The following is a 16,355-nucleotide window of genomic DNA, read 5'->3' as shown; positions in this document are numbered from 1 at the left end:
ATGGACTACGCAAACCGTAAGCGGCCGCCAAAGCGTACGCCGCCGAAGAAGTCGACACGCGGCAAAAGCCAGCAGTCAACCAAACCGGCTGTACCTTGGTTAGTGGTGTTGTTGGCCGTTATTTTGGTGGGCGGGTTTGCGTGGTTATTAAGCGCTATTTCTGGGCGTTCGCAACAGCCTACGCCGCAGTCGGTTGATGTGCCGCCAGCGCAGCAGCAACCGACGGCGCAGCCGCAAAAAGACCCACTTCCAGAGCAACCTGAAGAACCTTGGGACTACATTGAAGTACTGGAAAACCAGGAAGTTGTGGTGGACGTACCTGAACGTGAGTTGGGGCCACCGAAGCTGATGCAATGCGGCTCGTTTCGTAACAAGAGTGACGCGGAAGAAATGCGCGCCATGATTGCCATGATGGGGCTTGAGTCACAAATTCGTACCACCGACGGTGGTAACGGCGTTTGGCACCGAGTTATTCTGGGCCCATACGAATCGAAACGTGATGCCGAGCGCGATCGCCATAAATTAGAGCGCGGAAACTTACACGGTTGCCAAATCTGGAACTGGAATTAATCACTCACCTATTGAAAATCACAAATACGACCTCATAACTGGAGCATAGCAACCAAGAGGACGTATTTGTGACTACTATCGTATCAGTCCGTCGCGGTGACAAAGTTGTCATCGGTGGCGATGGCCAGGTTTCACTTGGCAACACCGTGATGAAGGGCAACGCACGCAAAGTGCGCCGTTTATACAATAACCAAGTGCTGGCAGGTTTCGCCGGCGGTACTGCCGACGCCTTCACCCTATTCGAACGCTTTGAAAAGAAGCTAGAAGCCCATCAAGGCAACCTGATGCGTGCCGCTGTAGAGCTGGCCAAAGACTGGCGTACAGACCGTGCGCTGCGCCGCCTAGAAGCCCTGTTGGCAGTTGCCGACAAACATACCTCATTAATTATTACCGGCAACGGTGACGTGGTACAGCCTGAAAATGACCTGATTGCCATCGGCTCAGGTGGGCCGTATGCCCAAGCTGCCGCCACCGCTATGCTAGAAAATACTGAATTAAGCGCACGTGAGATTGTTGAGAAAGCCCTGACTATTGCAGGCGACATTTGTGTCTATACCAACAGTTTCCAAACCATTGAAGAACAGGAGTCGGTAAGCAATGTCTGATATGACCCCACGTGAAATTGTTGATGAATTAAACCGACACATTGTTGGTCAAGATAATGCCAAAAAGGCAGTCGCGGTGGCTTTGCGCAACCGTTGGCGCCGCATGCAGCTAAACGACGAGCTGCGTCAGGAAGTGACTCCGAAAAATATCCTCATGATAGGGCCAACGGGTGTCGGTAAAACTGAAATAGCTCGACGTTTAGCAAAGCTTGCAAACGCACCGTTTATTAAAGTAGAAGCCACGAAGTTCACCGAAGTTGGCTATGTTGGTAAGGAAATTGAGTCGATTATACGTGATCTTACTGACACGGCCGTGAAGCAAACACGTGAGCAAATGATGCAAAAAGTGCGTCACCGCGCCGAAGACGCCGCGGAAGAACGCGTGCTTGATGCCTTATTGCCGCCGGCCAAGAAAACCAGCGGCTGGGCTGACGAGCAGGAAGAGCCGCGTGAGCAATCCAACACACGCCAAGTATTCCGCAAGAAATTGCGCGAAGGGCAGTTAGATGACAAAGAAATAGAAATTGAAATTAGCGCGCCACAAATGGGCGTTGAGATTATGGCACCGCCGGGCATGGAAGAAATGACTTCGCAGTTGCAAAGTATGTTTCAGAACCTTGGCAGCGGGAAGTCAAAGCCGAAGAAAATGAAAATCAAAGATGCGTTAAAGCAATTGATTGAAGAAGAAGCGGCAAAAATGCTGAACCCGGAAGAAATTAAAGAGCAAGCGCTTACCGCGGTTGAGCAAAACGGCATTGTGTTCTTAGACGAAGTGGACAAGATTTGTAAGCGTGGTGACGTATCTGGCCCAGATGTTTCGCGCGAAGGCGTGCAGCGCGATCTGTTGCCGTTAGTTGAAGGCACCACAGTGTCGACCAAACACGGTATGGTGAAAACTGACCATATTTTGTTTATTGCTTCAGGCGCATTCCAAATGTCCAAGCCGTCTGATTTGATCCCTGAGTTGCAAGGCCGCTTGCCAATTCGCGTCGAGCTACAGGCGTTAACCAGTGCCGACTTTATTCGTATTCTAACCGAGCCTAATGCCTCGTTAACCACGCAGTACAAGGCGCTTATGGCCACCGAGGGGGTTAACGTTGAGTTCACCCAAGACGGTATTCGCCGAATTGCAGAAACCGCGTTTCAGGTGAATGAAACCACCGAAAACATTGGTGCGCGTCGTTTGCACACCGTGCTTGAGCGGCTAATGGAAGAAATCTCGTTTAAGGCAAGTGACTTACAAGGCGAAACCATCGAAATTGATGCGGCTTACGTTGATAAGTACCTAGGCGAGCTAGCCCAAGACGAAGACCTCTCTCGCTTTATTCTGTAATCAGCTATACTTTTGCTTTACACTACAGGCTAAACACGCAAGTGGCTTAACATTCAACCTGTTAAGCCACCGTTTTGTCACAGCAACTGGAGTACGGCAATGGAATACAACACGTCAGAGCTTTGCGATTTATACCCAGATATGGTCGATGTGGTTGAACCCATGTTCATTCACTATGGCGGTCGGGTTTCGTTTGGCGGCCAGTTGGTCACCGTGAAGTGCTTCGAAGACAAAGGCATTATTGAAGAAGTGGTGCAACAGCCGGGTACCGGTAAAGTGTTGCTCATTGACGGTGGTGGCTCAACCCGCCGCGCGTTGATTGATATTGCGATTGCCGACTTAGCGTTTGAAAACGACTGGGAAGGTATCGTCTGCTTCGGTGCCGTGCGTGATGTCGATGCCCTTGATGAACTTGATATGGGCATTATGGCGCTGGCCTCTATTCCTGTTGGCGCTGGCAACGAAAGCGTGGGCGAAGTGGATGCTGCGGTGAACTTTGGTGGCGTGACTTTCTTGCCGGAAGACCATTTATACGCAGACAGCACCGGTATTATCATTTCTCCAGAACCGCTAGACATTGAATAACTAATCATGTTTTTAACGGCTATTGATCCTAGTGCGTGGTTTACTCCGCGCCCTGGTGAAATTCGTCTCGGGCAAACGCTTGCTTGCTTGCCTCAGTTACACGACATTGTCGATTACCATCACGCTATTGAACAGTCTTGGCAACAAGGCCAACGCATTGCCATTGTGGGTGTGCCCGAGTCGATTGGGCCGCGCGCAAACTTAGGGCGTGGTGGCGCTGAGCACGCATTTGGTGCAGCACTCAAAGGGCTGTTGTCGTTGCAGTCAAACCCCATGATTGCCGATCACGAGCTATTACTTGTTGGCCAAGTTGACGTCACTGACTTACAGCAACAAGGCGATGCCTTACGCAATACCGATATTGGTGAGTTAGCGCATTTGCGTGAACTCGTTGAACGCCTTGATCAGCGTGTGCAGCAAGTGGTGCAGCCGCTGTTTGAGTGTGGCTTTGACGTGATTCTTATTGGCGGTGGTCACAATAATGCCTACCCGCTAATTCGTGCGCTAAAACAAGCCAGCGGTACCGCCGTGGGCGCCGTTAATTTAGACCCCCACGCCGATTTTCGGGCGCGCGAAGGCCGTCATAGCGGCAATGGTTTTAGTTACGCGTACATGGAAGACGCCTTAAAGCATTATCACGTGGTTGGCCTGCATGAAGGCAAAAACAACGCCGATAGCTTGAAGCAGTTGAGCGACGCTGAGTTTACCTATCGCAGTGTGCACGAGTTGTATGTAAGCGACTGGCGCGCCGAATTACAGGCAACAGCAGCGCAAGCTGAAGCGTGGCATGTGCCGTTGGGCATTGAGGTGGATGTGGATGCCTTACAAGGGGTGCCGGCCAGTGCGATTAACTTTAACGGCCTGTCTATCGCTCAGGGCTATAGCTTTGTCGAATGCTTAGCCAGCCTACCGCGAACGCGCTATGTGCATTTAGCGGAAGCAGCGCCAAGTTTGCACCCAGCAGGGCGCGAAGCCGGTGACATGGCCTGCGCGCAATTGCTAGGTGAGTTAGTGCTTGCTTACCTGCACGGCTTTCAACGCCGTTCACCTTGATACCAACATGCCACTAGCGGGTTGGTGCCAAATTGGTAAGTTAAGCTAGCCGGGTCGTCAATATTCCACAAGCAAATATCCGCACGTAAACCCGGTTTTAACTGGCCACGGTCGGTTAAGCCAAGCGCTTTTGCGGCGTTAACCGTAACCCCACGCAGGCATTCTTCCGGCGTTAACCGAAACATTGTCGCAGCCATTTGCAGCATTAATTGCAGGCTCAAAATGGGTGAGGTACCTGGGTTCGCATCTGTTGAAACAGCAATAGGTACGCCGTGCTCACGCAACAAATCCACCGGTGGTTGCTTGGTTTCACGCAGAAAATAAAACGCACCAGGCAACAATACGGCAACGGTGCCAGCGGCCGCCATAGCCTGTACACCGGCCTCGTCTAAGTACTCTAAATGATCACAGCTTAATGCTTGGTAGCGCGCCGCTAAGGCACTGCCATGTTGGTTACTCAGTTGTTCGGCATGCAGTTTAACCGGCAAGCCAGCCTGCTGAGCGACCTGAAATACCCGTTCGGTTTGCGCCGTGCTAAAACCGACAGACTCACAAAATGCATCGACCGCATCGGCTAAGCCTTCGTTGGCCAGTTGCGGAATAATTTGCTCAACTACGGTATCAATGTAGCCATCTGCATTGTCTTTGAACTCAGGCGGTACGGCATGGGCCGCCAACAGTGTAGTGCGCACCGAAACGGGTAATTGGGCCGCCAGAGTGCGTGCTGCACGTAGCTGTTTGCGTTCGTGTTCAAGGCTTAAGCCGTAACCTGACTTTATCTCAACCGTGGTCACCCCTTCGCGTAGCAACGCCTGCAGGCGTGGCAAGGTGGCGGCAATCAGTTGTTTTTCGCTGGCCGCACGTGTCGCGCGCACAGTTGCGGCAATACCGCCACCTTGGGCAGCAATATCGGCGTAACTCACGCCATGTAGGCGCTTGGCGAATTCATCGGCGCGCGAACCCGCCCAAACTAAATGCGTGTGGCAGTCAATCAACCCAGGGGTAACCAAGCCGCCCTTGCCATCCATACTTGCTATGGAGCGCAAATGACTTGGCTCATCAGCAGCAGCACCGGCATAAATAATCTGCTCAGCGTCAAATACCACAACGCCATCGTCAATAAGACCGTAACCCTCGCCAACCATGGTTGCTAAGCGTACTGAGTGAATGCGTTGTGGAATTAATGCCATAAAAAGCCTCTGTGATAACTTGTATATACAATTAAATCTGCCTACACTTTAGCACACTCTTTGAAGTGCTGCAGCGAGGGTATTGGTGAAATTTTCTAAAATTAAGCAACACATTTATAGCAAGATTGCCTCGGGCGAGTGGCCGGAAAACCACCCCGTGAGTTCGGAAAACGCGCTAGCTAGCCAATTTGGCGTGAGCCGCATGACCGCTCGCCGCGCTCTGCAAGAACTCGCCGATGAAGGCCTCGTGATTCGTAGCAAGGGCTCAGGCACTTATGTTGCACCGCTGAAGTCGCAAACCTCGTTCATGGCTATTCGTAATATTGCCGATGAAATTCGTGCACGCAACCATGATTATGAAGCGCATGTGCACACGCTCAAGCAAGTGCCGGCGGGTTTGCAAGTTGCCGAACAGCTTGGGCTAGAACCTGGCGCACCGGTATTTTATTCAGTGATTGCGCACAGCGAAAATGGCTTACCTGTGCAAGTTGAAGAACGTTATGTTAACCCTAAGGTTGCGGCCGACTATTTACGCCAAGACTTCACCTATATCACGCCGCACGAATACCTCAGTGCGGTAGCGCCACTCACCGAAGCGAGCCATCAAATAGAAGCGGTAACACCGTCGGCCCAAGTGTGTGAGTGGCTTGAATTAACTAAACCAGAGCCATGTTTGCGCATTATCCGCCGCACGTGGAGTGACGCCGGTGTGGTGACTTATGCGGTGTTGACGCACCCAGGTTCGCGCTTTGTATTAGGTGGTCACCTCACGTTTAAACCGTAAATTTGACCGATTGTTTGACGCATATATTTAACTAAAAAGGACGCAGTAATGTCTTTTACACGACTAGACGAAACCCGAAAAATTCGTGCCGATCATGGCACCAAGCTCACCACCGCCAACTGGCAGATTGAAGCAGCCAAACGCATGCTTATGAACAACCTTGATGACGAGGTGGCTGAGCACCCACAAGCACTAGTGGTTTATGGCGGTATTGGCCGTGCAGCCCGCAGTTGGGAAGCCTTTGATAAAATTGTTGAAGTACTTGAACGTTTAAAGCCAACGGAAACCTTGTTGGTACAGTCTGGCAAACCTGTCGGTGTATTCCCGACCCACGAAGACGCACCACGCGTGCTTATTGCCAACTCAAACTTAGTGCCGCAATGGGCAACCTGGGAACACTTCAACGAGCTCGATAAAAAGGGCCTCATGATGTACGGCCAAATGACTGCAGGTTCATGGATTTACATTGGTTCGCAAGGCATTGTGCAAGGCACCTACGAAACCTTTGTGTCAGTTGCTCGTCAGCATTTTAATGGCGACACCAAAGGCCGTTGGGTATTAACCGGTGGCTTGGGCGGTATGGGCGGCGCGCAGCCGTTAGCGGCAACCATGGCTGGCTATAGCATGTTGGCGGTGGAATGTGATGAAACCCGTATCGATTTCCGCCTACGTACACGCTACTTAGATCATAAAGCAACTTCGCTGGACGAAGCATTGGCGATTATTAACGAAGCCTGCGCACAAGGCCAAGCCGTGTCCGTTGGTTTGCTGGGTAACGCTGCGGATGTTTATGCCGAGTTAGTTGCACGCAATATCACCCCCGATGTGGTCACTGACCAAACTTCAGCGCACGACCCTTTGCACGGCTATTTGCCGCAAGGCTGGACACTGGAAGAATACAAACAGCGTCAGCAAAGCGACGCCAACGGTACGGTTGCCGCAGCCAAGCAGTCGATGGCGGTGCAAGTGCGCGCGATGCTTACGTTGCAGGAGCGTGGCGCGGCAACGCTTGATTATGGCAACAACATTCGGCAAATGGCGAAAGACGTTGGCGTAACCAACGCCTTTGATTTCCCTGGGTTTGTGCCGGCATATATTCGCCCGCTATTTTGCCAAGGTATCGGGCCATTCCGCTGGGTGGCGCTGTCAGGTGACCCAGAAGATATATATAAAACCGACGCCAAAGTGAAAGAGCTTATTCCAGATGACCCACACTTGCACAACTGGCTAGACATGGCCCGTGAGCGCATTAGCTTTCAAGGCTTACCAGCGCGCATTTGTTGGATAGGTTTGAAAGACCGTGCGCGTATTGCCCGTGCGTTTAATGATATGGTCAAAAACGGTGAACTAAAAGCGCCTATCGTCATTGGCCGTGATCATCTTGACTCGGGCTCAGTGGCAAGCCCAAACCGCGAAACCGAAAGCATGATGGACGGCTCAGACGCTGTGTCCGATTGGCCATTGCTCAACGCGTTATTGAATACCGCTGGCGGCGCCACATGGGTTAGTCTGCATCACGGTGGTGGTGTTGGCATGGGTTACTCACAGCACTCGGGTGTGGTTATTGTTGCCGACGGCACTGAAGCTGCAGACCAACGCTTAAGCCGTGTGCTTTGGAATGACCCTGGTACTGGGGTTATGCGCCACGCAGACGCTGGCTATGACATTGCGCGCGACTGCGCAAGCGAACAAGGCTTAGACTTACCGATGTTGGAGAACAACTAATGCAGACACAATTTGAACTACAACCCGGTACTTTAAGTTTGACCCAGCTGCGCCAATGGTGGGCGCAGCCACAGCAGCTTAGCCTGCATAACGACGCCGATGCACTGATTGCGGGTTCACACAAAACCGTCGCTAACGTATTAGCCGCGGGCAAAGTGGTGTACGGCATCAATACGGGATTTGGCTTGTTGGCGAACACCCGCATTCCACCTGAAAAATTAGAAGACTTGCAGCGCCGCATTGTGTTGTCACATGCTGCTGGCACACAAGACCTTATGGACGACACTGTTGTGCGCCTAATGCTACTGCTGAAAATTAATTCGCTAAGCCGTGGCTTCTCTGGGGTGCGCCGTGAGGTTATTGACGCGTTAATTGACCTACTCAACAACCAAGTGTACCCATGCGTGCCAAGCAAGGGCTCAGTGGGCGCGTCGGGCGACTTAGCACCGTTAGCTCATTTGGTGTTGCCGCTACTTGGCGAAGGCCAAGTGCGAGTAAATGGTGAAATTTATCCGGCCGTCGAAGGAATGGCCAAAGCTGGTTTAAAACCGCTTAGCAATTTAGCACCCAAAGAAGGCTTGGCGTTATTAAACGGCACCCAAGCGTCAACAGCGCTAGCCTTACATGGCTTGTTCCAAATTGAACGGGTATTTAATGCGGCGTTAGTTACTGGGGCTATGGCTGTTGAAGCAGCGATGGGTTCTCGGTCACCATTTGACGCACGTATTCATGCGGTACGCGGTCAACCTGGCCAAATTAAAGTAGCAGAAAGTTTCCGTCATTTATTAACCGACACTTCTGAAATTGCCGAAAACCACGCTGATTGCGAAAAAGTGCAAGACCCATACTCGCTGCGCTGTCAGCCGCAAGTTATGGGCGCGGTATTTGATCAAGTGCAGCACGCCAGCCAAATTTTGGTGCGTGAAGCAAACGGCGTTACCGACAATCCGCTGGTGTTTAGCGACAACGGCGACATTATTTCTGGCGGTAACTTCCACGCCGAGCCAGTGGCTATGGCGGCCGATATTCTCGCCATTGCCGCCAGTGAAATTGGCGCATTGTCAGAGCGCCGCAGTGCCTTGCTGATTGATCATCATTTAAGTAATTTACCACCGTTTTTGGTGAACGACGGCGGGGTAAATTCAGGCTTTATGCTGGCGCAAGTGACCGCTGCAGCGCTCGCTTCAGAGAATAAAACCTTGGCCCACCCAGCCTCGGTGGATAGCTTGCCAACCTCGGCCAACCAAGAAGACCATGTGTCCATGGCTACATTTGCGGCACGCCGGTTAACCGATATTGCCCGCAATGTGCGCGACATTGTCGCCATTGAGTTGCTTGAAGCCGCGCAAGGTTTAGATTTCCGTCGTCCGTTAAAAGCGTCACAAGCGGTTGAACAAGCGCATGCGATTGTTCGTGAAAAAGTTAGCTTTTATGACCAAGATCGGTATTTTTCGCCGGATATCGCCGCTGTTGCGACATTAATTGAGCAGGGGCAGTTGCACGCTTTAGTGCAAGAAGGGGCAATACTTGAGGACGCTTAAGCGTCCTCTTCTTCGTCTTTTAATGCTTGGCAGTCAACACACAGAGCCACATCTGGTTTGGCTGCTAAGCGAGCTGCGGAAATTTCTTCACCACACTCAACACAGTAGCCATATTCACCGCTGCGCATACGTTGTAAAGCCGCAGCCGCGCTGTCGGCTTGGCGCGAACCGGCTTGGTCATTAACCACGGTTTCTAATTTACTGCGAATACGTAACAACTGCTGGGCGGATAACGAATCACTCATGTTAACGTCCTTCTTATTTAGATTTTTCGTCTTTTTTATCGGCAATAACAACAAACTGGCCGGTAAATTCTGCAACCGGTTTATCACCATCAAATACTTGCGACTTTAGTGTCATGCGTGCGTTTTTGCCAACTTCTAAACTGGATAAGTCACCCGTCATAGCGGACAAACGCGCTAACGCACGCGGTTCACGGCTAATTGGTTTGTGGTAATGAATTTGACCATCAGCCAATACCACCGCACCCTGCAGCTGTCGCTCGCGCAATTGTAAATGCAACAACCCCCAACACGTCAAGGTTGCCAGTGAATAAATACTGCCGGCAAACATAGTGCCATGCACATTAATATTACGTGACAAGGTGGCCGAGGTTTCAAATTCGCGCCCAGTGTACTGGGTAATACGAATGCCCATGGTGTCAGAAATGGGTATTTCTTCGTGCCAAGTTTTTTGCAACTCGGTGCACCAATCGGGGCGATAAATAATACGGTTAAATTCGGTTAAAGTTTTCCGCAATTGATGTTCGGCTTGTGGATTTTTCACCGTGTCGGCTTCTTCCACCACGTCGTAGCCACACTTAATGTAAAAGCCAAGGGTGTTATCACGCGAATTAATCACAATATGCTTCGCACCTTCAGCACGCGCCAATTGTTCGAGTGCATAGACAATGGCCACGCCGTGGCCTTCACCGCGATGCTCTGGTGCGGAAGCCATAAACCGAATTTGCCCTTCGTCTGGGCTATTAAAATGTAAACGACCTACTGCAACAGCCTTGCCGGCGCTGTTTACCACCATACGATGATAGCCAACTTGGTCATATTCATCCTGTTCTGAGCCTCGTGGACGCTGAAACGGCTCACGTAATACACGCCAACGCAGGTCATAGTAGGTTTCAAATTGATCCGGAGTTTCCGGTGCTATCACACGGTACATGGTTATCCTTTATTGTTGGTTTGCAGCATAAAGGTCACCGGCCCGTCATTGACCAATGACACCGCCATATCTGCGCCAAACTCGCCGGTGGCGGTGGTTAACCCCAATTGCTGCAGTGCCGCAACAAAGCTGCGGTAAAGTGGTTCGGCTTGGTCGGGCATTGCCGCGCTTGAAAAGCTAGGGCGTCGGCCCGAATTGGTATCGGCCGCAAGGGTAAACTGCGACACCACCAAAACCCCACCCTGAATATCTTGCACACTTAAATTCATTTTGTCATCGCTGTCTGAAAACACGCGATAACCGGCCACTTTGTGCGCCAACTTGGTCACGTCTTGTGCGGTATCGTCACGCTCTATACCCAACAACACCAATAACCCCCGGCCAATGGCCCCAACTTGTTGGCCATCAATGGAGACCGAAGCTTGGCTAACCCGTTGAATAAGAGCTTTCATGATTGGTCATTGGCCTCCGTTGCGTCAGGACTTGCTGGCGGGTCGAAAAACTCTTCAATACTAGCGGTAAGCTCGGCACCTAGTAGCACAATGTTCCACGACACAAAAATCCACAGTAGCAAAATAGGTATCGCTGCCAAAGCGCCATAAATGGCTTGATAACTAGGGAACGCTGTTATGTAGGCGGCAAAACCACTTTTGCTAAGTTCAAATAAAACCGCAGCCAGCAACGCGCCCCATACAGCGTGTTTGGCCCGTACTATACGGTTTGGCATCATAATATACAGCAGCATAAAGGCCACTAATGAGGTCACCAACGGCACAATGCTTAATAGCGTTGTGCGTACGCCAGACACATATTCTTCGGCCGCTGCAGTTAACGAAATTAAATACGAGGTGACCGCCATACCAGAGCCCATCAAAATAGGGCCCAAGGTTAATATCATCCAGTACACGGCCAGTGCAACCACCATACGGCGGCGCTTGTGATTACGCCAAATGCGGTTCATGGTGGCGTCAATGGTGCTTATGAGGTTAACCGCCACCACAATCACAAATACCACACCAATGGTGGTCATTTTGGAAACGTTACTAACAAACTGATTCAGGTATTCGCTGATTTCTTCGCCAGAGGTCGGCAATAGATTAGCGAACAATAATTTCTCGAGCTCCTCTTTGAGCTGCTCGAACATAGGGAACGCCGAAAACACACTAAACATCACCACCAGCAATGGCACCAATGCCAGCATACTCACGAAAGTTAAATGCCCAGCCACAATTGTGACACGATCATCTAAACAGCGTTTGCCAAAGTATTTGGTGAACCGCCATGCTTTGCGCCCGCGTTCCTGCCACAAGGCTAGCGCTGTTGCTTCGCTGTTGTTATCGCTCATGTAGTTATCCCTGTTGCATGGTCTCGTTTACTGCCAAGCGTTGATTTTGTTACCACTATAATCCCAAACCCAAGCAATTGCGTAAATAACTAAATCGTTAGCAAGGCATGAAAGCGGGTTCATATGAAGGTTCTTATTATTGGTGCTGGGGGTGGTCTCGGTAAAGCGCTGGTTACACATTATCACAAAGCTGGGCACCAAGTGCAGGCGCTAAGCCGCCAGGCTAGTAGTTTGCCAGAGGTATGTTGGCTGCAAGTTGAAGACTACAGCGCGGCACAATTACAGGCAGTGTTACCACAGCTGTATCAGCCCGACGTGGTCATTAGTACGCTGGGTGTGCTTCACAATGACAGTTTTATGCCCGAAAAACGATTGGCAGACGTGAACTTAGAACAGCTACACGAGAGCTTTCGAGTGAACGCCATCACGCCTATTTTGTTGCTGCAACAGCTGTTGGGGTTGCTACCGAAAAAGTCGGCGTGCATATGGGCGCAGTTGAGTGCTAAAGTCGGCAGTATTAGTGATAACTACCTTGGCGGTTGGTACAGCTATCGAGCCAGCAAAGCGGCCTTGAATATGCTGCTAAAAACCGCGGCGGTTGAACTTAAACGTACGCATAAGCAGCTCTGTATAGCGGCTATTCATCCAGGTACCACAGACACGGCGCTGTCTGAGCCGTTTCAACAACGTTTAGCGGCAGACAAACTGTATACACCGGCGCAATCAGCGCAACGTATTGCCGCAGTGATTGAGCAGTTACATGCTGAAAATTCAGGTGGTTTTTGGCATTGGGATGGCTCGCCACTAACTTATTAAGCTATACTCGAACCATTGTTTTGCCCAAGCTTAGGGCGATGACACCAACCAGCAAGGAGCAATTATGCGTCAACTCGTTACTTTACTGTGGCTAGCAGCAGCCACGATATTGCTAGGGGGCTGCCAAAGCGCCTACTACGGTGCTATGGAAAAAGTAGGTGTGCACAAGCGTGATATTTTAGTTGATCGTGTGGATGACGCGCGCGATGCTCAAACCGACGCTCAGCAAGAATTTAAATCTGCATTGCAGCGCTTAGATGAGCTATTACAGTTTGATGGCGGTGAACTTGAAGAGCGCTACAACGCCCTCAACGATGATTATGAAAGTAGTAAAAGTGCCGCAGAACGTGTGCGTGATCGTATCGAAGCGATTGACGATGTGGCTCAAGCATTGTTTGACGAGTGGCAAGATGAACTTGAACTCTACAGCAATGACGCAATGCGCCGCGAGAGCGAACGCTCGTTACGAGACACCGAGCGACGCTACAATAGCTTGCTACGCAGCATGGAGCGTGCCGCAGCAACCATGGACCCTGTACTCGCTAAGCTGCAAGACAACGTATTGTTCTTGAAGCACAACCTCAATGCTTCGGCAGTTGACGCCATTCGTGGTGAATACAACAGCTTACAAACAGATATTCAGGCGTTAATTCGCGAAATGGAAACAGCTATAAACGAGTCCAACCAGTTTATTGCTGCAATGAAAGAGGGTTAAGCATGAGTGTATTGATTATTGCCGGTAGTAGCCGCAGTGCGTCCGTAAATCGTAAGTTACAACAGCGTATTTGTGAGGTGGCGGAAGCTGATGGCCGAGCGTGTTACGCTTACCCAGCCGCGGAACTTGATGCGCCAATTTATAATGGTGATGACGAGCAAGAGAACGGCGTACCGTCAAATATTCAAAAATTAGCCAGTGCCATTAACGACGCCACTAAAGTGGTTATTGTCACCCCTGAATACAACGGCTCAATTCCACCGTTATTAAAAAACGCCATTGACTGGACCACGCGCCTTGAGCAAAACCCGTGGGTGGGTAAAACCGTGCTGTTAGCTGGTGCCTCGCCAGGACGGCTAGGTGCTATGCGCGCCATGACACACTTAATGGTGATTATGGGGGCTGTGCAAAGTTGGGTGGCGCCGCTGTTTTTAAGCTGCCCACAAGCTAGTGACGACACTATTGCGCAGTTTGATGGTGAGCAAATTAAGAACTTCTTGAAGCAAGGCGACTAATTGTCGCCTTCGTTGTTGGCCTAGGTGTTGGCTTAGCTGTCAGCTTAAGCACCGCGCGGTTTTAAACCAGCTAAATAGGTGTCTATAGCCTGTAGGGCGGTGGTGGATAAATCAAAATAATCACGGTCTAACAGCCAGTTATACATTAAGCCATCAACCAAGCTAAATAACGCAACCACGCACGACTTTGAGTCGTATTTTTCATCAATCAAGCCCTGCTGTTTGGCCTTATCGGCAAGCGCAATGCACTCGGTAATACAGGCATTGCGGCCACTTAAATGGCGCAAATGAATCGGCAAAGCGTCGTCAACATATTCACATTTGTGCAGCAGAATATTCACCAAAGCTTGCGTGTGCGGATCATCTTGCACTTGGCCAATAATATGCAAGCAGCGGGCCCGCAACAGTGAAATGGGGTCACCGTGGTAAGTTTGCGCAAGTTCGTCACGCATGTCGTCAACCGGCAGGCGTACGCGCTCCATTAACGCATCAATAAGATCGAGCTTGTTCTCAAAGTGGTGATAAATAGCGCCACGCGTAACCCCGGCTGCTTCTGCAACCTGGTTCATAGAGGTATTGGATACCCCTTTTTCGCTAAATAAGCGCTCAGCTGCGTCAAGTAGCTCTTGGCGTGTTGTTAACGCATCTTCTTTCGTTCGACGAACCACAATTCACCTCGTACCGTATAAGTGGTGACATTATAATCGAAATTAAACAAACATGCATGTATGTATGTAAGTGAACGAAAATTTCATCATATAGTCACAGCTAAAATGCTATGCTGAATTTAACTTAACTGACAGCTCTACAATGGAGGTCGGCCATGAAAAACGATATTGACCAACGACTTGTACTTGATGCTTTTGAAACCATTCATGAATACGGCAAAGCCGACGATGAAGGTCGACGCACACTGGAAGGCATAACCGGTTACACAGACTTTGACGGGTATACGGTTTTTCTTGAAGGCCATGGTGTTAAAATGCGTCTTGAGTTTCATAACAAGTATCATCTTGATTATGACAATGAACGCCAATTCGAGAACTTTATGAAAGCACTCGAAAATATTAGCAAGGGCCATTACACGCCCGAGCGCGAAACCAAATAGAGAAGCCGTGAAGTGAGTAAAACAAAAGCTTATACCGTTGCCGAAGAAGTTGCCCACGCATTAACCCATGGGGTGGGTGCCATTGCAGCCATTGTCGGTTTAATTTTTATGTTGGTATGGGCGGTTTCATACGGCGACACCTTTCATGTGGTCAGCGCCAGCATTTATGGCGCTAGCCTTATATTGCTGTACCTAGCATCAACGCTGTATCACGCCTTTCCGTGGCCACGCATTAAGGCGTTCTTTCAGCAAATGGACCACGCCGCAATATATGTGTTGATAGCGGGTACTTACACACCTTTTGCCTTGGTGAATCTACGCGGGCCATGGGGCTGGAGTTTATTAGGCGTGGTGTGGGGCATTGCGGTGGTTGGCGTGATTATGGAAGTGGCCATGCAAGAGCGCAAAAAGTGGCTCTCGTTAAGTCTGTACCTCGGTATGGGTTGGATGGCGTTAATTATGATCAAACCCATGATAGACAGTGTTGAGCCAGGTGGCTTGTGGCTATTACTAGCCGGTGGTCTTGCGTATACCTTTGGCGTGATATTTTACGTGTGGAAATCACTGCGTTTTCACCATGCCATTTGGCACTTGTTTGTACTAGCTGGTAGCGTGCTGCACTTCTTTTCAGTGTTCTATTTCGTGCTGCCACACCCCGACATGGCTTAAGGGCTTGCCTTTTCGATGGGAAAGGGCTATGGTCTGCTCCGCATAGAGAGGAAGCCATGTTTAAAGCTGATTTTACAATTCAAAGTACTGCTCTCACCTTTCCAGTTTAAGCCGATTGCGCATCCGCAGTCGGCCTGTTCGTTAATTCCCAAATTCTAATTGTTCGTGTTTCAGTTCGGTAGGAGTAAATGCCGTGCTTGCGCGTGTATTGAGTTATTGCAACTCAGCCTCGTGTTTTAACCATCGTTTGTTTCAGTGCCAACAACACCGTGTGTTGCAGCACCCTTTGTTGCTGTCTGAACTCATGCATCGCTTTGAGCAATTACAGCGGCGTGCATCACGTATTCACCCGCTAGCCGAAGTCGGATCAGAAATTACTGTACGGCAAGTCTTATCCCATGGCCGTGCTGGTAAAGCCTTAACGTTTCAACTTGTCGAGCCAAGCCGTGCCAACCCAGATCGAGGACAGATTTCTTATCTGTCGCCGATCGGGTTGGCATCGCTTGCATTGCCGCTTGGCGCAGAGTTTTCGGTCTTTTTAGGGGCCAACGAAAGCCGTTGGCGTTTAATAGCACTCAACCGTAAAGGAGCGAGTAATGAGTAAAGAAAAAGAGAAAAAGAAACC

Annotated in this window: 20 protein-coding genes; 14 read left to right on the top strand and 6 right to left on the bottom strand. The window is 50.3% G+C overall.

The window, feature by feature from the left end; all coding sequences use genetic code 11:
• The 5 genes from BM334_RS10215 to BM334_RS10195 all read left to right on the top strand — a co-directional run bounded on the left by BM334_RS10215 (position 1) and on the right by BM334_RS10195 (position 4,146).
• Complete coding sequence (locus BM334_RS10215; RefSeq protein WP_092841411.1) at positions 1 to 570, top strand: SPOR domain-containing protein; 570 nt, start codon at positions 1 to 3, stop codon at positions 568 to 570.
• 68 nt (positions 571 to 638) lie between these two features.
• Positions 639 to 1,175 (top strand): ATP-dependent protease subunit HslV, encoded by a 537-nt coding sequence (hslV, locus tag BM334_RS10210; protein WP_092841409.1) that lies wholly within the window; start codon positions 639 to 641, stop codon positions 1,173 to 1,175.
• Positions 1,168 to 2,508 (top strand): ATP-dependent protease ATPase subunit HslU, encoded by a 1,341-nt coding sequence (gene hslU / locus BM334_RS10205; protein WP_092841407.1) that lies wholly within the window; start codon positions 1,168 to 1,170, stop codon positions 2,506 to 2,508. The genes hslV and hslU overlap by 8 nt, the downstream gene beginning before the upstream one ends.
• Positions 2,509 to 2,607: 99 nt before the next feature.
• Positions 2,608 to 3,093 (top strand): ribonuclease E activity regulator RraA, encoded by a 486-nt coding sequence (gene rraA / locus BM334_RS10200; protein ID WP_092841405.1) that lies wholly within the window; start codon positions 2,608 to 2,610, stop codon positions 3,091 to 3,093.
• 6 nt (positions 3,094 to 3,099) lie between these two features.
• Positions 3,100 to 4,146, top strand: a complete 1,047-nt coding sequence (locus tag BM334_RS10195; RefSeq protein ID WP_092841403.1) for a formimidoylglutamase — start codon at positions 3,100 to 3,102, stop codon at positions 4,144 to 4,146.
• Here BM334_RS10195 and hutI read toward each other — a convergent pair.
• Positions 4,128 to 5,336 carry an imidazolonepropionase gene (gene hutI / locus BM334_RS10190; RefSeq protein WP_092841401.1) on the bottom strand — a complete coding sequence of 403 codons (1,209 nt, stop codon included), beginning with the start codon at positions 5,334 to 5,336 and terminating at the stop codon, positions 4,128 to 4,130. The two genes, BM334_RS10195 and hutI, sit on opposite strands and share 19 nt — an antisense overlap.
• An 82-nt stretch (positions 5,337 to 5,418) precedes the next feature.
• On the opposite strand from hutI, the gene hutC reads away from it, so the two are divergent.
• Genes hutC through hutH form a run of 3 tightly spaced genes read left to right on the top strand, consistent with a single transcriptional unit; the run spans position 5,419 to position 9,386 of the window.
• Positions 5,419 to 6,120 (top strand): histidine utilization transcriptional repressor HutC, encoded by a 702-nt coding sequence (hutC, locus tag BM334_RS10185; RefSeq protein ID WP_092841399.1) that lies wholly within the window; start codon positions 5,419 to 5,421, stop codon positions 6,118 to 6,120.
• A 48-nt stretch (positions 6,121 to 6,168) separates the two neighbouring features.
• Positions 6,169 to 7,845, top strand: coding sequence for a urocanate hydratase (gene hutU / locus BM334_RS10180; RefSeq protein ID WP_092841397.1), 1,677 nt, complete (start codon positions 6,169 to 6,171; stop codon positions 7,843 to 7,845).
• Entirely contained in the window at positions 7,845 to 9,386 is a 1,542-nt protein-coding gene (hutH, locus tag BM334_RS10175) for a histidine ammonia-lyase (RefSeq protein WP_092841395.1), read from the top strand. The genes hutU and hutH overlap by 1 nt, the downstream gene beginning before the upstream one ends.
• Here the strand turns inward: hutH and BM334_RS10170 are convergent.
• The 4 genes from BM334_RS10170 to BM334_RS10155 are packed head-to-tail and all read right to left on the bottom strand — an operon-like array spanning position 9,383 to position 11,907.
• Complete coding sequence (locus tag BM334_RS10170; RefSeq protein WP_198677348.1) at positions 9,383 to 9,631, bottom strand: TraR/DksA family transcriptional regulator; 249 nt, start codon at positions 9,629 to 9,631, stop codon at positions 9,383 to 9,385. The genes hutH and BM334_RS10170 overlap by 4 nt on opposite strands.
• Before the next feature lie 13 nt (positions 9,632 to 9,644).
• Positions 9,645 to 10,562 carry a bifunctional GNAT family N-acetyltransferase/hotdog fold thioesterase gene (locus BM334_RS10165; protein WP_092841391.1) on the bottom strand — a complete coding sequence of 306 codons (918 nt, stop codon included), beginning with the start codon at positions 10,560 to 10,562 and terminating at the stop codon, positions 9,645 to 9,647.
• 2 nt (positions 10,563 to 10,564) lie between these two features.
• Positions 10,565 to 11,014 carry a D-aminoacyl-tRNA deacylase gene (dtd, locus tag BM334_RS10160; protein WP_092841389.1) on the bottom strand — a complete coding sequence of 150 codons (450 nt, stop codon included), beginning with the start codon at positions 11,012 to 11,014 and terminating at the stop codon, positions 10,565 to 10,567.
• Entirely contained in the window at positions 11,011 to 11,907 is an 897-nt protein-coding gene (locus BM334_RS10155) for a virulence factor BrkB family protein (protein ID WP_092841387.1), read from the bottom strand. The genes dtd and BM334_RS10155 overlap by 4 nt, the downstream gene beginning before the upstream one ends.
• Positions 11,908 to 12,030: 123 nt before the next feature.
• Here BM334_RS10155 and BM334_RS10150 point away from each other — a divergent pair, with 123 nt between their 5' ends.
• The 3 genes from BM334_RS10150 to BM334_RS10140 all read left to right on the top strand — a co-directional run bounded on the left by BM334_RS10150 (position 12,031) and on the right by BM334_RS10140 (position 13,953).
• Positions 12,031 to 12,723 (top strand): SDR family NAD(P)-dependent oxidoreductase, encoded by a 693-nt coding sequence (locus tag BM334_RS10150; RefSeq protein WP_092841385.1) that lies wholly within the window; start codon positions 12,031 to 12,033, stop codon positions 12,721 to 12,723.
• A gap of 64 nt (positions 12,724 to 12,787) precedes the next feature.
• Positions 12,788 to 13,438, top strand: a complete 651-nt coding sequence (locus BM334_RS10145; protein WP_092841383.1) for a DUF2959 domain-containing protein — start codon at positions 12,788 to 12,790, stop codon at positions 13,436 to 13,438.
• 2 nt (positions 13,439 to 13,440) lie between these two features.
• On the top strand, positions 13,441 to 13,953 hold the full coding sequence (locus BM334_RS10140) for an NADPH-dependent FMN reductase (RefSeq protein ID WP_092841381.1): 513 nt from the start codon (positions 13,441 to 13,443) through the stop codon (positions 13,951 to 13,953).
• 44 nt (positions 13,954 to 13,997) lie between these two features.
• Here the strand turns inward: BM334_RS10140 and BM334_RS10135 are convergent, their stop codons facing one another.
• Complete coding sequence (locus BM334_RS10135) at positions 13,998 to 14,621, bottom strand: TetR family transcriptional regulator (RefSeq protein ID WP_092841379.1); 624 nt, start codon at positions 14,619 to 14,621, stop codon at positions 13,998 to 14,000.
• Positions 14,622 to 14,776: 155 nt separating this feature from the next.
• On the opposite strand from BM334_RS10135, the gene BM334_RS10130 reads away from it, so the two are divergent.
• From BM334_RS10130 to BM334_RS10120, 3 genes are all read left to right on the top strand, one after another.
• A complete protein-coding gene (locus BM334_RS10130) occupies positions 14,777 to 15,061 on the top strand; it encodes a DUF3081 family protein (protein ID WP_092841377.1) in 285 nt (94 codons plus the stop codon).
• A gap of 12 nt (positions 15,062 to 15,073) precedes the next feature.
• Positions 15,074 to 15,730 carry a PAQR family membrane homeostasis protein TrhA gene (gene trhA / locus BM334_RS10125; RefSeq protein WP_092841375.1) on the top strand — a complete coding sequence of 219 codons (657 nt, stop codon included), beginning with the start codon at positions 15,074 to 15,076 and terminating at the stop codon, positions 15,728 to 15,730.
• A 193-nt stretch (positions 15,731 to 15,923) separates the two neighbouring features.
• Positions 15,924 to 16,334, top strand: a complete 411-nt coding sequence (locus BM334_RS10120; protein ID WP_092841374.1) for a GreA/GreB family elongation factor — start codon at positions 15,924 to 15,926, stop codon at positions 16,332 to 16,334.
• The last annotated feature ends 21 nt before the right edge of the window (positions 16,335 to 16,355 follow it).

Source organism: Pseudidiomarina donghaiensis (assembly GCF_900116895.1).
Classification (GTDB): domain Bacteria; phylum Pseudomonadota; class Gammaproteobacteria; order Enterobacterales; family Alteromonadaceae; genus Pseudidiomarina; species Pseudidiomarina donghaiensis.
Note: the sequence above shows the minus strand (reverse complement) of the source record. Positions and strands in the feature narration are given on the sequence as shown.

Bases quoted from the DNA above. Each gene is read 5' to 3' on its own strand.
- BM334_RS10215 (WP_092841411.1), top strand. From the start codon at position 1: ATGGACTACGCAAACCGTAAGCGGCCGCCAAAGCGTACGCCGCCGAAG.
- hslU (WP_092841407.1), top strand. From the start codon at position 1,168: ATGTCTGATATGACCCCACGTGAAATTGTTGATGAATTAAACCGACAC.
- rraA (WP_092841405.1), top strand. From the start codon at position 2,608: ATGGAATACAACACGTCAGAGCTTTGCGATTTATACCCAGATATGGTC.
- BM334_RS10195 (WP_092841403.1), top strand. From the start codon at position 3,100: ATGTTTTTAACGGCTATTGATCCTAGTGCGTGGTTTACTCCGCGCCCT.
- hutI (WP_092841401.1), bottom strand. From the start codon at position 5,336: ATGGCATTAATTCCACAACGCATTCACTCAGTACGCTTAGCAACCATG.
- hutU (WP_092841397.1), top strand. From the start codon at position 6,169: ATGTCTTTTACACGACTAGACGAAACCCGAAAAATTCGTGCCGATCAT.
- hutH (WP_092841395.1), top strand. From the start codon at position 7,845: ATGCAGACACAATTTGAACTACAACCCGGTACTTTAAGTTTGACCCAG.
- BM334_RS10170 (WP_198677348.1), bottom strand. From the start codon at position 9,631: ATGAGTGATTCGTTATCCGCCCAGCAGTTGTTACGTATTCGCAGTAAA.
- BM334_RS10165 (WP_092841391.1), bottom strand. From the start codon at position 10,562: ATGTACCGTGTGATAGCACCGGAAACTCCGGATCAATTTGAAACCTAC.
- dtd (WP_092841389.1), bottom strand. From the start codon at position 11,014: ATGAAAGCTCTTATTCAACGGGTTAGCCAAGCTTCGGTCTCCATTGAT.
- BM334_RS10155 (WP_092841387.1), bottom strand. From the start codon at position 11,907: ATGAGCGATAACAACAGCGAAGCAACAGCGCTAGCCTTGTGGCAGGAA.
- BM334_RS10150 (WP_092841385.1), top strand. From the start codon at position 12,031: ATGAAGGTTCTTATTATTGGTGCTGGGGGTGGTCTCGGTAAAGCGCTG.
- BM334_RS10145 (WP_092841383.1), top strand. From the start codon at position 12,788: ATGCGTCAACTCGTTACTTTACTGTGGCTAGCAGCAGCCACGATATTG.
- BM334_RS10140 (WP_092841381.1), top strand. From the start codon at position 13,441: ATGAGTGTATTGATTATTGCCGGTAGTAGCCGCAGTGCGTCCGTAAAT.
- BM334_RS10130 (WP_092841377.1), top strand. From the start codon at position 14,777: ATGAAAAACGATATTGACCAACGACTTGTACTTGATGCTTTTGAAACC.